General features: G+C 29.3%; 2 protein-coding genes. Both read left to right on the top strand.

The features are described from left to right. The first annotated feature begins 48 nt into the window (after positions 1–48). A complete protein-coding gene (locus FIA58_RS09575; protein ID WP_140962260.1) occupies positions 49–7,794 on the top strand; it encodes a non-ribosomal peptide synthetase in 7,746 nt (2,581 codons plus the stop codon). Between the two features lie 7 nt (positions 7,795–7,801). After that, on the top strand, positions 7,802–18,181 hold the full coding sequence (locus FIA58_RS09570; RefSeq protein ID WP_140962259.1) for a non-ribosomal peptide synthetase/type I polyketide synthase: 10,380 nt from the start codon (positions 7,802–7,804) through the stop codon (positions 18,179–18,181). The last annotated feature ends 26 nt before the right edge of the window (positions 18,182–18,207 follow it).

Raw genomic sequence — 18,207 nt, 5'->3', positions numbered from 1 at the left:
ATCTCATTAAATAATTCACTACTGTATTGTAGTTAAAAATGTAAAAAAGTGAACGATAAGATAGACAAAAAAAACGTACAAGATATTTTTGAACTTAGTATGATTCAAAAAGGGATGTTGTTTCATTATTTAAATGATGAAAATAGTAACATATATAATGCCCAACTTAGATTTAATGTTGAAGGAATATTAGATATTGACATTTTAAAAGAAGCTCTTGGAATTGTACAGTCAAATAATGAAGTGTTGAGATCTGTTTTTAAATGGAAAGAAGTTAGTAAACCATTACAAATAATACTTCATGAATGTACAATTGATATCGTATATCATGATATTTCACAAGAAAATAGTGCTTATGTCTTAAACTTTGTTGAAGAATATTCTTTGAAGGATATGAATGATAAATTTACTTTGACAACAGTTCCGTTTCGTCTTAGTATAATTAAAATTGCTGAGAAATCATATGAACTTTATATTACCAATCACCATATTCTGTATGATGGATGGAGTACTGGTATTATCTTAAAAGAACTTTTTTATGCGTACAATCAGTTAGTTAATAACGAAAATCCTGTCTTTTTAAATAAGTCAACTTATAAAGAGTATCAATTGACTACATCAAAAATGAAAAAAAGAGATGAAGAAAAAGAATATTGGAAAAATTATTTAAATAAGTTTGAGATTAGTTCATTATCTACAAAAGTTCATGTAAGTAATGGAGAAAAACATCAAACGAAAAAAATAAGCTTTAAAAGTGCTATAGATAAATTAGAAGCTTTTTCGATTGAAGAGAAAGTAACTAAAGCTGCAATTATATACTCGACTATTGGAATTTTACTTCAAAGACTTAAAGGAGAATCTGATGTTGTCTTTGGTACTACAGTATCTAATAGAGATTCATCTATTAAAGGAATTGAATCAATTGTTGGAAATTTTATAAATTCTATTCCTTTTAGACTTAAAGATACTGAGAAAAAATCATTTTTAGATGTGATTAAAGAAACACATCAAGACTTAATAATTCGGAATCAGTTTAATAATACATCTTACTATGAGATAAAGCAATTAACAGATTTAAAATCTTCGGAAAATTTATTCGACACTTTAGTTGTAATAGAAAATTATCCTCTTGATGAGAAAACAATAAATAGTAATAAAGATTTTAATATTGCATTGAAATCAGTTACTGAAAATACAGGTATTCCATTAGTAATATCTATCTTTTTTAAAGAAGAATTAGAAATAGAAGTGATTTATCAAACAGATACAATTGATCAAACTTTTGCAGAAGCTTTTTTAGTTAATTTAAATACTTTTCTTGAAGGAATTCTTGATAACTCTAATCGAATTGTAGATAAATTTTGCTTTTTGACAGATAATGAAGTTTCTGAAACATTGGTGAAATTTAATAATACAGAAGCAAAAAATCCAGTAAATGAAACTGTAGTATCACTTTTTGAAAAACAGGCTATACGACGTCCTAATAATATAGCCATATTATGTGGAAATGAATCTATAACTTATGCTGATCTTGTAGACAAATCAAACCAAATAGCTAGATATCTTAAGGAAGAAAAACACATTAAAAAAGGGGATTTAGTTGGTTTGATGTTAGATAGAGATCTAAATATTATTCCAATTATTCTAGGAGTTTTAAAAGCGGGTGCAGCATTTGTTCCAATAGATCCAATATATCCAACTGATAGAATAAATTCAATAATAAAAGAAAGTCGTATAGATATTTTATTAGTAAAAAATGATCTTGACGTTTCTTCTTTTAACAGCGTTCAAAATGTAGTTTTTGTAAATGAAATTTTAGCTAAAACTTATGACAATCCGACTGTATTAGAGAAATTAAAAATTTCTGATTTAGCGTATGTTATTTTCACATCAGGATCAACAGGAACACCTAAAGGTGTAATGATAGAGCATGGTTCTTTACTAAATTATATCAACTGGGCTTCTGCATTTTATGTTGGAAAGGATAAAACTACTTTTCCATTATACTCTTCAATATCTTTTGATTTAACAATAACTTCTATTTTCACACCCTTAATTACAGGAAATACAGTTATTGTTTATGAGGAAGATGATACAAGCGTATTAATTGAAAAAGTGTTGATTGATAATAAGGTAGATATTATTAAACTAACACCTTCTCATTTGAAAATTATAAGAGATAGTGACTTATTAACAAAAAATAAGAGTACTTTAAAAAAATTAATTGTAGGAGGTGAAGAATTCGAATCTAAATTGTCAAAAGATATTTTTGATAAATTTAATGGAAAAGTTAAAATCTATAATGAGTATGGACCAACTGAAGCTACAGTAGGTTGTATGATTTATGAATTTGACCCTGAACAATCAACTTTGTCAGTTCCCTTAGGAAATCCAATCAATAATACACAAATTTATTTACTTGATACACAAATGAATCCCGTTTCTAAAGGCATAATGGGAGAAATACATATTTCTGGAAAAAGTGTAGCAAAAGGATATTTATGGAGAGATGATTTAACTGAAGTAAGATTCATAGATAATCCTTTTATTCATGGAGAAAGGATGTATAAGACAGGTGATTATGCAATACGATTGACAGACGGTACAATTCTTTTCATGGGAAGGATTGATGAACAAGTAAAAATCTCTGGATTTAGAATTGAATTAAGAGAAATTGAAAATATGCTAAATACACATTCAAATGTTGAGGAGTGTGTTGTGGTTGCAAAAGAAAAAGCTGGACATAACTATTTAGTAGCTTATTATCTATCTGAAAGTGAAATTAATCCACTTTCATTAAGAAGTCATTTAGCCGAAAAACTTCCTATTTACATGCTTCCTGCTCACTATATTCAAATAGATAGCTTTCCATTAACGGCTAATGGGAAATTAAATGTAAAAGCATTACCAGAACCTGAATTAAAAGGAAATGAAGATTATGAAGCCCCAAGTAGTTTAGAAGAAAAATTATTGGTTAATGAATGGTCAAAAGTTCTTGGAATACCTAAATTAGGTATTACTGATAATTATTTTTCTGTTGGAGGAGACTCAATAGTATCTATTCAGATAAGCTCCAAAATGCGAAATGCTGGTTATGAGGTTTCGGTTCAAGATATCTTTAAGAATCCAACAATAAAAGAATTAGCTTTAAAGATAAAACCAGTTATATCTCAATCAGATCAATCCGTAGTTTCTGGCTCAGTAGAATTAAGCCCAATTCAAAGATGGTTTTTCAATAATTCAAGTATAGATCAACATTATTTTAATCAATCATCAATGATTCATTTCAAAAAAAGTATAACATCTGATACTGTTTTTGAAATATTTACTAAAATTTTTGAGCATCATGATGCACTTCGTATAGTATTTAATAGGGATAATGGTAGAATTAATCAAGAAAATATTGGATTAAATTTTCCTATTTCTTTAGAAGAAAAATATTTTGACAATGATGATGAGGTTAATAAATTAATCTTAAAAGAAAGCAATCGAATTCAAGCATCTATAGATTTAGAAAATGGACCATTAATTAAATTAGGACTGTTTCAGACAGTTGAAGGTAGTCAATTATTAATCGTAATACATCATCTAGTTGTAGATGGCGTTTCTTGGCGTATTTTATTTGAAGATATAAAAACTTTATATAATCAAATTTTAAACAAACAGAAACTAACTCTGCCATTAAAAACTGACTCATTCCAAAAATGGTCAAAATCATTAACTGAATATACCAAGACTGATATTTATGAAAAGGCAAAACTTTATTGGCACTCATTGTCTAATAAGAATATTGATCTAATGAAAAGAGATTTTCAAGAAGGAATTAATATGTTTTCTGATCATTGTAGAGAGTCTTTTAAGTTAAAATCAAAGTATACAAGTAAATTATTAGGAGATGTACACAAAACATTTGGCACTCAAATTAATGATATTCTTTTAACCGCACTTTTGTTAAGTATTCACAAACAATTTGGACTTAAATCTTTACTAATTGATTTAGAAGGTCATGGTAGAGAAGATATTATTCAAGGTATCAATACAAGTCGTACAATAGGTTGGTTTACAAGTATATATCCAGTAATCTTAGAAAAAAATGAAAAGGGATTAAATGATCAAATAAAAACAGTAAAGGAACACCTGAAAAAAATACCAAATAATGGAATTGATTATTTATTGAACAAGTATTTTCAAGAAACAGATAATCAGGAATTTAGAAATAAAAATGAGGTTAAATCTCAGATAAGTTTTAACTATTTAGGGCAATTAAGTTCAGATTATGAGTCATTTTTCACAACTCAAGAAGGAAAAGGAAATGAAGTTTCCTTAAATATGAGCCAAAATTATGATTGGAATATTATTGGATTTGTTTCAAACGGAGAATTTGCTCTGAATTTGGTATATAGTAAACAACAATATAAAAAGGAAACTATAAATGCTTTTATGAATACTTATAAAAGTTGTTTAGAAGAAGTTATTGACTACTGTGTTTCTTACAACAAACCAGAACTAAGTCCTTCAGATTTGACTTACAATAACTTATCTATTGAGGAACTAGATGTATTGCAGAACAAATATGATATTGAGGATATCTATACTTTATCCTCAATGCAAGAAGGAATGTTGTTTCATTCAGTATTGGAGTCAAATTCAGAAATGTATTTCGAGCAAAAAGTTTTAACCCTTAAAGGAGATATAAGTGTAGAAACTGTTGAACAAAGTATGAACGACCTTATGAATCGTCATGATATTTTCAGAACCGTTTTCCTTTATAAAAATTATGAAAGACCTATTCAAATAGTATTGAAGGAAAGAAAGATAGATTTCAGCTTCTTTGACATTCGTAAAGATTGTATTCATTCATCTAAGAATGAATTGATAGAATCTTATCAAAAAAATGATGCAAAAAAAGCTTTTGACTTGAGTAAGGATGTTTTAATGCGTATTGTGTTGCTTCAAACTCAAGATGATGAGTTTGTTTTAATTTGGTCACATCATCATATATTAATGGATGGATGGTGTACAAGTATAGTTTGGAATGATTTTAAGTTATTATACTCAAACAAAAGATTAAATAAAAATATTTCATTATTACCAGCTGCTAAATATGCTAACTATATTGAATGGTTAGAAGATAGAAATAAAAAAGATTCAATTACATATTGGGAAAGTTATCTAAGCAATTATGGAAGTTTAGCTACAATACCTAAAAAAACAGTTTCACAGACAATAAATAGAGATTATGATTTGTCTTCTCAGGAGTTTATTATTGATAGCAAAAGAGTAAACTTTCTTAAGAAAGTTTCAAAAGAAAATAGTGTAACATTAAACACGATTCTTCAAACAGCTTGGGGCATTGTATTAAGTAAATACAATAATACCAAAGATGTAGTTTTTGGTTCGGTAATCTCTGGTCGCCCTTCAGAAATTACTGGAATCGAAAATATGGTTGGATTGTTTATAAATACTATACCTGTAAGAGTAAAGTATGAAGAAAAAGATTCTGTAATTGAATTGTTGAAAAATTGTCAAAATAAAGCTTTACAAAATGAACAGCATCAGTATCATCCATTATCAGAAATTCAAAGTTTAAGTGATTTAGGAAATGAATTGTTTGACCATATTCTGGTTTTTGAAAATTATCCAATATCAGAGAAAATAATTAATAAAAAGGATGAAGAAGCTATAGGTTTTACTGTTACAGATATAGAGGTTTTCGAACAAACCAATTATGATTTGGTTCTCATGATTATTCCTGGAGACGAAATTCAAATAAAAATTGATTACAACCAAAACAAATATAGTAATGAAACTATTGAACGATTATTAAATCATTTGAATACTACTATTGTTTCAATCATTGAAAATAATGATTCTATGATTACAGAATTGGATTTTATGTCTGAAAATGAAAGAATACAATTGCTTAATCAGTTTAATTATTTGGATGTAGATTTTCCAAAAGATAAAACAATAATTGATTTATTTATTGAACAAGTTGAACGAACACCTAATAGTATTGCAATAACATTCGAGGATGAACAGATAACTTATTATGAGTTACATAAAAGAAGTTCAGAAATAGCGATTTTATTAAGGGAGAATGGTGTAAAACCAGATTGTATAGTTGGACTATTTATGAATAGGTCTATTGATGTTGTGATTGGAATGTTAGCTATTTTAAAAGCAGGAGGTGCTTACTTACCTATTGATATTGATTATCCGAAAGAAAGAATTGAATATATAATAAAGGATAGTGGAACTACTATTATTTTAACAGATAGAACCCTTGAAAATGAGATCGATTTTAATGTTTTAACGCTTTTTATAGAAGACTCGGAAGAAATAAGCGATATGGCTTTAAATATTCAACATTTCAATAAACCTTCTGATTTATGTTATGTTATTTACACCTCTGGTACTACAGGAAATCCTAAAGGTGTAATGATTGAACATCGAAATGTAGTAAGATTACTTTTTAACGATAAGTTTCAATACGATTTTAATTCTAGTGATGTTTGGACTATGTTTCATAGTCATTGCTTCGATGTAAGTGTATGGGAAATTTATGGAGCACTATTATTTGGAGGGAAATTAATAGTTATTCCTAAAATGCTGGCAAAAGATACTAAAGCCTATTTAGAAATCTTAAAAAATGAGAAGGTAACTATATTGAATCAAACACCAAGTGCCTTGTACAATCTTATTTATGCCGATTTATCTGAGCCAGAAAAAACATTGAGTCTGCGTTATGTCATCCTAGCTGGTGAAGAACTAAGTCCAAGAAAATTAAAAGCTTGGAAAGTAAAATATCCAGATGTACTTATTATTAACAAATATGGTATTACTGAAACAACTGTTCATAACACTTATAAGGAAATAAAAGAGTTTGAAATTGAAAATAACATTAGCAATATTGGAATTCCAATTCCAACTTTATCAATGTTAATATTAAATGAGTATCAAAAATTAGTTCCTAACGGAGTTATTGGAGAGCTTTATGTAGGAGGTGATGGTTTAGCTAGAGGATATTTAAACAATGAAGAACTAACGAACAAAAGATTCATTCCTAACCCTTACAAACCAGAAGAAAGATTATATCGATCAGGTGACCTTGCAAAAGTTATGGAATCGGGTGAATTAGAATACAAAGGTCGAATAGATCACCAAGTTCAATTAAGAGGATTCAGAGTAGAATTAGGAGAAATTGAAAATCAACTTATTAGACACAATCAAATAAATGAAATTTTAGTTCAAGCAAAAGAAATTGGAGGTGAAAAACATCTATTAGCTTATTATATAGCTAATAAAGAGTTGGATATTACTGAATTAAGACACTTTCTTTTAAATAAACTACCAGATTATATGGTACCTAGTTATTTCCTTAAAATGGAAAGATTCCCTTTAACACCTAATGGAAAGTTAGATAAAAAAGCCTTGCCAGATCCAGAGTTGAAGACCATAGAAGCTTCAGCCAAACCAAATAATCAAGTCCAAAAAGAATTGGTTAGTATTTGGGCAGATTTACTCAATATTAAGGAAGATAAGATTGGTATAAACACCAATTTCTTTGATATTGGAGGTAATTCATTGAAATTAATGAAAATGGTTGATAAGATTAACACACACTTTGAAACCGAAATAACCGTAGCAAAGGTATTTACATATCCAGTAATCTCATCGCTTGCGGAGTTTTTAAACAAAAATAATGAATCAGATATCTACAGATCAGATGCGCTAATTGATACCGATATGGAGCAAATGAATGATGCTATGGATATTTTAAATCAGATTTAAGTTAGTTATGGAAAAATATACAGGACTAGAAATAGCTATAATCGGCATGTCTGGAAGATTCCCAGAAGCTGATAATATTAATCAATATTGGGAAAATTTAAAGAATGGTAAAGATTGTATTAGCGATTTTAGCAAAGAAGAGATTATTAATGAAGGTGAATTAGAATCTTTGGTAAATGACCCTTTATATGTAAGATCTAATGCTTATTTAAAGAACAAAAAATATTTTGATTCCGATTTCTTTGGTTACACACCACATGAAGCAGAATTAATGGATCCACAAGTTCGAATATATCATGAATGTTGTTGGGAAGCTTTGGAAGATAGTGGTTATAGTGTTATGAACAATGATGCAAGAGTAGGCGTTTTTGCATCTGGTTCACCTAGTACAGCTTGGCAGTTATTTTCTCTTAGAAATAATCAAGAACGTTTTGTAGATGATTTTACAGCATCTCATTTAAGAGATGCAACTTTTTTAAGTTCAAGAATATCATATAAGTTTAATTTGAAAGGACCAGCTGTTTTTATTCAAACTGCTTGTTCATCATCTTTGGTAGCTATACATGAAGCCTGTAATAGTTTATTGTTAGGAGAATGTACTATGGCATTAGCTGGAGGAGTAAATATCCTAAACTATTCAAAAAAAGGTTATTTATACCAAGAAGGAATGATTCATTCTAAAGATGGAAGATGTAGGCCATTTGATGTAAATTCTAGTGGTACAGTAGGAGGTGAAGGTGCTGGAGTAGTAGTTTTGAAAAGATTAAAGGACGCCATTCGTGATAGGGATAACATTTATTCAATTATTAAAGGAACAGCAATTAATAATGATGGAAACAGCAAAGTAGGTTATACTGCACCAAGTGTTAAAGGTCAAGTTGAGGTAATAAAAAGAGCTCATAAAATGGCCAAAGTTGAGCAGGAAACAATCAGTTATATAGAAGCACATGGAACAGCAACTTCTTTAGGTGATTCTATAGAAATTGAAGCTTTAAATGAAGTATTCGGTAATAATAAAATGAATACTTGTGCCATAGGCTCAGTAAAGTCTAGTATTGGACATTTAGATACTGCCGCAAGCGTTGCAGGTTTCATAAAAACAGTACTAGCTATCAAAAACAAACAGATACCAGCGAGTTTACATTTTACGGAGCCTAATCCAAGGATTGATTTTAATAATGGTCCTTTTTATGTAAATAATGAACTCAAAAATTGGGACAATAATAAAGGCCCATTAAGAGCAGGAGTTAGTGCATTTGGTATTGGAGGAACTAATGCACATGTTGTTTTACAGGAAGCACCAACGGTACAACACTCGTCAGAAACTCGTAAAGATCAACTTATTGTACTATCTGCTAAAACTAAGAAAAGTCTAGATGAAAATACATCTCAGCTTTCAGAATTTCTGAAAATGAATAAAGAAGCCTCACTTGCAGATATAGCTTTTACACTTCAAAGTGGTAGAGATAGATTCAATTACAGAAAAATGTTTGTTTGTGATACTATAGACAATGCAATTAACTTATTGGAAAGAGATGAGACAACAGATGTTTTAAACACAAATACTCAGGAAGATTTACAGAATGTTATATTCATGTTTCCAGGTCAAGGATCTCAATACATTAACATGTGTAAGGACTTATATTTAAAGGAAAAAGATTTTAAGAATAAGATAGATGAATGCTTTAGTATTGTCAAAAATTATTCATCTGAGGACTTTAAATCTATTTTATTTCCTAACGATAACCAAGAAATTGTAAACCCAAAAAGTATTAATGATACTGAATATGCTCAACCTTTATTATTCATAATTGAATATTCAATTGCATGGCTCTTTAATCTATGGGGAATAAAACCCAATTATATGATTGGTCACAGTATTGGTGAATATGTGGCAGCATGTGTAAGTGGTGTTTTCAGTCTTGAAGATGCAATACGACTTGTTATTAAAAGAGGAGAAGTAATGGGCAAAGCAGAAAAGGGTAGTATGCTTAGTGTCACTGCTAGAAAACAAGAAATAGAACCTTTATTGAATTCAAATAAAGGAATTGATTTAGCAGTAATAAACAGCGAGTCTTCACTTGTAGTTTCTGGTACCGATCAAGAAATTGAAAACTTTCAAAGGCAGATGATAAACTTGGGGTATCAATCTAAAAGAATACATACTTCTCATGCTTTTCATTCTTATATGATGGATAGTATATTGAGTGAATTTGAAAATGAGTTCTTTGAAATCTCAATTAATGAACCTAAAATTCCATATATTTCTAATGTAACTGGGTCATTGGTTACATATGACCAAATAAGTAAACCTTCATATTGGTCAAAACATTTGAGAGGTACTGTAGACTTTTTTAAAGGAAGTGAAACTTTATTAAAGATGGGTAACGCATCTTTCATGGAAATTGGACCAGGTAGAACCTTGAGTAATTATTTAGCAGAAAGTAAATTACTAGTTTCTGACCATCATATTATTAATACAATAAGACATTCAAAACAAGAAGTTGATGATCAAAAGTATATTATCGAAAAACTTGGGAGCCTTTGGTTGAAAGGAATTAAAATAAGTTGGGATGGTTTTTACTCTAACGAAGAGAGAAACAAGGTTTCTTTACCAACTTATTCATTTGAAAAACTACCTTATACAACGAATTTTAATTTAAGCAAATTATTAGATAGTCAACTAAAAACTGACAATTCAAATGAAAATGAAATAATAAGTACTACTGAAAATCATATTAACATAACTAACTGGAAGCGTTCTTTATTACCTAATGCAGCTATTGAGCTTATCGAAAATAATTCTGATTTTTTAGTTTTTTATGGAGATGAGACTTTTAGTCCATATTTGATTCAAAAGTTAGTTGCGTATGGACAAAATGTGGTACAAGTAAAAACTGGAAGCAAATTTGAGGTACTAGAAGATGGTACTTTTCAAGTAAATATGAATATTTCTGATGAAATAACGAAATTATGGGATCATTTGATGCAAAACAAAGTTATCGTTAAAAACATTATTTATTGTGCAACATTAGAGGAAGAATTACAAGGAATAAATTACGATTCCATTCAGGAAAAATTGAATAAAGGTTACTTGGGATTATCTAATATTGCTAAATCTCTAGCTTCAACTGTACAAACAGTAAATATAAACATTACAGTTATTAGTAATCATTTGGCAAATGTTTCTGAGGAAGATAAAGTAGATCCGCTTAAATCGGTTATACATGCTCCAGCAAGGATAATACCTTCAGAAATAACTAATGTGAAATGCAAGGTGATTGATATACCATATCCATTTCAAACAGAGAAGGAATTAAAAGATTATACGACCAAAATTGAAAATGAAATTTTCTATAATATTGATGATCCATATATTGCTTATCGATATAATGAGAGATGGGTTGAAAGTGTTGAAAATTTTGAGAGCAATGAGAAAATAAATTCAAATGTTCAAATTATTAAGGATGGAGTTTATGTAATTGTTGGGGGATTGGGTGGTATTGGGTTATCGATTGCTAATGAATTGGCTCTTCAATATGGCGCAAATATTGTTATTGTTCATCGTTCTGATTTTCCAAAAAGAGAAGATTGGAACAATTGGTTAAAATCAAAAGGAGACCAAGACACTATAAGTAAAAAAATTCAGCAAATAGTAAACATAGAAAGTATAGGTAGTAATGTATACTTGTATCAAGTTGACGTTTCTAATGAGGAAAAGGTTCAAAAATTTATAGAGCAGATAAATAGTAATCATTCAAAATTGAATGGTATGATTTGGGCTGCAGGAGAAGTAGATTACGGAGGAATTATCTTAAACAGATCAGAAGAAGATTTTATAAATTATAGTTCATCAAAAATTCATGGTTTGCTTCTTTTCGAGAAATATATGGATTTTAGTAAATTAGATTTTCTGGCATTATTTTCTTCAATTGGAAATGTAATCTATCAGGTGAAGTTTGGTCAAGTAGGATACAATGCAGGTAATGAATTCTTAGAAAATTATGCACATTATGCTAGAAAATTAGGCATCAATGCTTTTACAATTAATTGGTGTGATTGGTTAAATGTTGGATTAACAGTTGAGTCCGTTAGAAAAGCTGAAAAAATTAATGATATACAATTAATCAATTCCAAAATTTCTAGTGCTATATATCCTAAAGAGGGAGTGGAGATATTCTTTAAATGTCTTCAGAATAAAGCAGCTGTCTATACCATATATCCGGAGAACCTTCAAAAATCTATGTCACTTCAAAAAAATCGATTGAATGAAGTTAAAAATGGGCTTTCACAAACTATAAATAAGGAAAATATTACTTTAGAACCAACCAACAATCTGAAGCAAACATTAGTGGAATTATATACTACTTTTTTTGGGAAAAATGTTGGTGTAAAAGATGATTTTTTTGAATTAGGTGGCGACTCATTAAAGGCAATGAGTCTTGTAGCTAGAATTAACCAAAAAATTGGATCAAGTTTGTCTATTGGGGACATTTATAAGCATCCCGCAATTAATGATTTGTTAATTATGTTAGCAAATATTGATTCGAAACATAAGAATAATATTATACTTAAAGCACAAGAACAAGAATATTACTTAGCATCTTCTGAGCAGAAAAGAATGTATTTTTTGCAGACAATAGATAAGGAAAGTGTATTATACAACGAGACAGAGGTTTTATGGACTCTTGGTAATTTTGATAAGAACAAAGTAGAGAAAATTTTCAGACAATTAATAGAAAGACATGAAAGTCTCAGAACATCTTTGGTAATAGTGAATGATGAATTAAAACAATATATCATAGATGAATTTTCATTTGAATTAGAATATTTAAAATATGATGAAAACAAATATCATGAGACAATTCAATCATTTGTAAGACCATTTGATTTAACAAAAGCTCCATTGCTTCGCGTTGGAATTATGGAGAAGAATTCAAATGAACACTTAATGATTATAGATTCTCATCACATAGTTTTAGATGGAATTTCCAGATTTGTTCTGCGTGAAGAATTTAACAGCTTATATAATGGTGAGGAATTACCAGAGTTAAAGTTACAATATAAAGATTATGCTGAATGGCAACATAGTACTGAACAACAGGAAGTTATAGACCATCAAAAAGAATTTTGGATTAATGAATTTTCAGGAGAAATAACACCATTAGAACTACCAACGGATTATCCAAGATCTTTTGAAAAAAAGAACGAGGGTGATTTTGTAAAATTTAAAATAGCAAAGAAAGAATCACTGAAATTAAAGAAAGTGGCTTCAGATGTTGGAGCAACTATGTTTACTGTATTACTGTCTACATTAAATATATTATTAAGCAGATTAGGAAGCAAAGAAGATATTGCAATAGGAACTCCAGTTTCTGGAAGACAAAATGCAGATTTAGAAGGGCTTATAGGAATGTTTGTTAACACAATTTGTTTAAGAAATTATCCAAAAGGAAATATTCGATTCAATGATTTTTTATCAGATGTAAAATCCAAAACGTTAGCTTGTTTGGAAAATCAGTCATATCCGTTTGAAGAATTGGTAAACGATTTAAAATTGGAAAGAGATGATAGAAGAAATCCACTTTTTGATGTAATGTTTGTTTACCAAAATTATGAAGATTCAAAACAGGTGACAGATGGTTTAATAATGAAACCTGAAAATTTTAAAATTACTTCATCAAGATTTGATCTTACACTATTGGTAATTGAAGAAAAGGACGAATTGTACTTGAGGTTCATTTATTCTACTGAATTATTTAAGAGAGAAACAGCAGAAAGATTTGCAGATTATTTTAAGAAAATAATTACAACAATTACAGAAAATGCTTCTGTTAAATTATCTGATATAGATATTATTTCGTCAAGCGAAAGAAAGAAGTTATTAATCGATTTCAATAATACAAAAGTAGAGCTTTGTAATGATAGTAACATTCTTGATTTGTTTATGGATCAGGTTGCAAAAACTCCAAATAATATTGCCTTACAACATGGAAATCAAAGTGTAAGTTATAAAGAATTAAATGATAAAGCTGATGTAATTGCACATATGATAGACTCTCGATTAGAGGGTGCAAACCACAAAATAGGATTGCATTTCAATCACTCTGTAGAAATGGTAGCTTCCTTGTTGGGAGTGATTAAATCAGGTGGAGCCTATATTCCGTTATCAGCTGAGGATCCTATTGAAAGAAAACAATACATACTTTCAAATTGTGAAGCAGATTTACTACTTATTCAAGAGGAATTGTATGATCAAAACAATTTAGATTCACATTTAATCGAAAAAGAAAAAATACTTGTTGTCAGTGAAATTAATGTAACAAAAAAAAGTCTCTCATATCCACGAAAAAAAATTTCTCCAGATGATTTGATTTATATAATATATACTTCGGGTACCACAGGTAACCCAAAAGGAGTTGAAGTCAAACATAGAAATTTGGTTAATTATACGTTATGGAATATAGATTACCATAAATTATCACAAGAAGATGTTGGGTTGCAATTGTTATCTTATCATTTTGACGGATTTGGTTCTAATTTTTACCCAGCATTGTTATCAGGTGGAACTTTAGTAACAGTACCTAATGAATACAAATTAGATGCAAAGTATATTACCGATACGATTATCTCAAACAAGGTTTCTTTCTTTGCTATACTACCTGGTTTGTTTGATGCAATTGTAGATGAAATTACCGTAAGAAATGCTTCAACAGATTTACGTTTTGTTGTATTAGCTGGAGAGAAGTCAACTGTGAATTTGATTAACAAAAGTAATAAAATATTACCTGGGTTAAGTCTTGAAAATCACTATGGTCCAACGGAAACAACTATTGGTTCTACACATCATTTAGAGTTAAATCAAAATACTATTTCTATTATTGGCCAGCCAATTTGGAATACCTCAATATATATATTGGATACAAATTCAAATTTATTGCCGATTGGGGTTGTTGGAGAAATATGTATTGCAGGATCAGGAGTTGCAAAAGGATATATAAATAATCCGTTACTCACCGCAGAAAAATTTATTGACAATCCTTTTGCATCTAAAGAAAAAATGTATAGAACTGGGGATGCAGGAAGGTGGCTTTCTAATGGAACAATTGAAATTGTTGGTAGGATTGATGATCAAGTAAAAATAAGGGGTTACAGAATAGAGTTAGGGGAGATAGGTAATCAGATATCTGCTTTTGATGAGATAGATAAAGCCGTAGTGGTCGTTAATGAAAAAAATGATAATAAATATTTGTCTGCATATTATATTTCTCCAATTGAGATCAATTTAAGCATGCTAAAGGAATTTTTGTCTAGCAGAATTCCAGAATACATGATTCCTACATTTTTTACACGTTTAGAAGAATTACCATACACTTTGAACGGGAAGTTAGATAAAAAAGCTTTACCTGAACCAGAGATGTATATATCGGAATGTGTTGCTTCAAGCACATTTGAAGAAGAGTTGTTAGTTGAGGTTTGGACTCAAGTATTAGTTGCAGATAAAATTGGAGTTACTGATAATTTCTTTTCTGTAGGAGGAGACTCTATAAAGTCAATTCAAATCAGCTCAAGACTCCGTTCATTAGGTTATGAAGTATCTGTAAAAGACATTCTTACTAGTCAGAATATCAGAGTATTGGCTACTAAATTACGAGTATTGGAATCTAAATCAGATCAGTCAATGGTTACGGGAGAAATCATCTTAAGTCCCATTCAAAAATGGTTTTTTTCAAAAAACACTTCAGACCAGCATCATTTTAACCAATCTGTTATGTTGAATTTTACAGATGGAATTCAGGAAGAAACAGTAAAAGCTATATTTTATAAGTTACAAACTCATCATGATGCATTGAGAATGGTATATAAACAAGACAATGGAAAAGTAATGCAGGAAAATAAATCAATTACTGATTCTTCAGTTTCCATAAGAGTTTTTAATCTAGAAGGAGAAGAAAACTCTGAAGAATTACTTTTTACAGAAGCGGAGAAAATGCAATCTAGTATAGATATATATAATGGATCATTAATGAAGTTAGGTTTATTTCATATGAATACTGGAAGCCGTCTACTCGTAATAATTCATCATTTAGTTGTGGATGGAGTTTCGTGGAGAATATTGTTAGAGGATATTGATACTCTATACCAACAAATTATAAAAAAGGAGACTCTTTTATTGCCTTTAAAAACGGATTCATTTAAAAGTTGGACGAAGAATTTACAACATTATTTAAAAAGTAAAACATTTGAAAATTCAAAGATATATTGGGACAATGTTATACAAAATAATGTAAAACCTTTAAAAAAGGACAATCCAGATGGAGAAAACACTTTCAAAATGAATAAAGTGGAATCATTTAAACTTAGTAAGGAAACAACAGCCAGTTTACTGTCTGAAGTGCATGTTCCTTTTAAAACACAGATAAATGATATTTTATTATCGGCTTTACTACTTTCTCTTAATAGGTTGTACAATCACAATGAATTTCTTATAGATCTCGAAGGACACGGGAGACAACAGTTAGGTCTAGGTGAAAACATAGATAGAACTGTAGGTTGGTTTACAAGTTTTTATCCTATTTTATTAGAAAAAAAATCGAATATAATTTCAAATATAATTAAACATGTAAAAGAAACACTTCGACAAGTTCCAAATAACGGAATGGACTACATAATAAGGAAATATTTTGCAGAAACAAGTTCTGAATACCAATCTAAAGATGAAGTAACAGCACAAATAAGTTTTAACTATTTAGGTCAATTTGATAATGAAATAGAAGGTAACTCATTTTGTTTAGCTTATGAAGCTAAAGGAGACGAAGTTTCAAAAAACAAAGTGAGAGATTATGATTGGGATGTTTCTGGTATTGTTTCTAACGGAGAATTATCTATGGGAATTATGTATAGTAGTCAACAATATAGTAAAGAAACAATCGAAAAATTAATGGCTTTTTATAATGAAAGTATTTTAGAAATTGTTGAGTATTGTTGTAATTATAATAATATAGAACTAACTCCCTCTGATTTAACATTCAAAGATATAACTTCTGAACAATTAATTGAATTACAAGAAAAATATGAAATTCAAGATATATATCCTTTGTCTCCAATGCAAGAAGGAATGCTATTTCATTCAATGTTTGATTCAAAATCAGATGGTTATTTTGGACAAATGAGCTTTGAAATTGATGAAAAATTGGATATGGAAGTATTCGAAAGAAGTATGAATGATCTTGTGGCAAGACACGATATTTTCCGGACAGTTTTTTTATACGAGGGATACGAAAGATCAATACAACTTGTACTTAAAGAAAAGAAAATAAATATCGAGTTTAATGATATAAGAGATGAGTTGATTAACAATGACCTTCAAGAAGTAATACAAAAATACAAGTCAATCGAAAAATTAAATCCATTTAACTTACAAAATGATATGTTGATGCGATTGAGAGTACTTCAAATCTCTGAAAAACATTATGCGATAATTTGGAACTACCACCACATATTAATGGACGGATGGTGTACGGCAACCATATTAAATGAATTTAGGGAAATATATTCAAAAAATAAAAGAGGACAAGATGTTACTTTACAATTGGTCAATCCTTATCTGAATTATATTGAATGGTTAGAGAACAAGGACAAAGAAAGTTCTCAAAAATATTGGAAAAAAGTACTTGATGGTTTTGATCGTTTGACATCATTTCCAAAAAAAGAAATAATAAAATCAAAAAAAGCTGAACATAAACCTGATTTTCAGTATTTGACTATAAATGAAGAACATACTAGTATGTTAAACCAAATGGCTTCTGATTATGGAGTTACCATTAACACTATAATCCAGTTTGTTTGGGGAATGCTTTTAGCAAAATACAATAATGTTGATGATGTTGTTTTTGGAACAGTAGTTTCAGGTAGACCTGCGGAAATTGAAGGGATTGAAAATATGATTGGATTGTTTATCAATGCTATACCTGTACGAATTAAATATGGATCAGAGGATAGCCTTGACGAAATTTTACATAAAATTCAAAACAATGCCATAGAAAACGATGAACATCAATATCATCCATTATCGGAAATCCAATCATTAAGTACATTAGGAAGAAATCTTTTAGATCATATAATTGTAGTCGAAAATTATCCAGTTATTGACGAATCAGATGAAACACAATCTGCAAAAAATCGTAGAGAAGACTTCCCCGTGAAAAATGTACAAATGTATGTTGAATCAAATTACGATCTAGTACTAGTAGTCATACCCGAAAATGAGATTCAAATTAAAATTGAATATAATACTAACGTTTACGAAAATGAAACAATTAGCAATATTTTAAATCACTTCAATCAGGTAATTCATCAAGTGATGTTAACAAGCGAAATTGTTTAATATAGAATCAATAGAACTTTAAAAAC

It is taken from the genome of Flavobacterium jejuense (assembly GCF_006491595.2).
In the GTDB taxonomy this organism is placed as follows: domain Bacteria; phylum Bacteroidota; class Bacteroidia; order Flavobacteriales; family Flavobacteriaceae; genus Flavobacterium; species Flavobacterium jejuense.
Note: the sequence above shows the minus strand (reverse complement) of the source record. Positions and strands in the feature narration are given on the sequence as shown.

What these genes read in the sequence shown, in the direction of transcription:
- FIA58_RS09570 (WP_140962259.1), top strand. Translation starts at nt 7,802, where the DNA reads ATGGAAAAATATACAGGACTAGAAATAGCTATAATCGGCATGTCTGGA.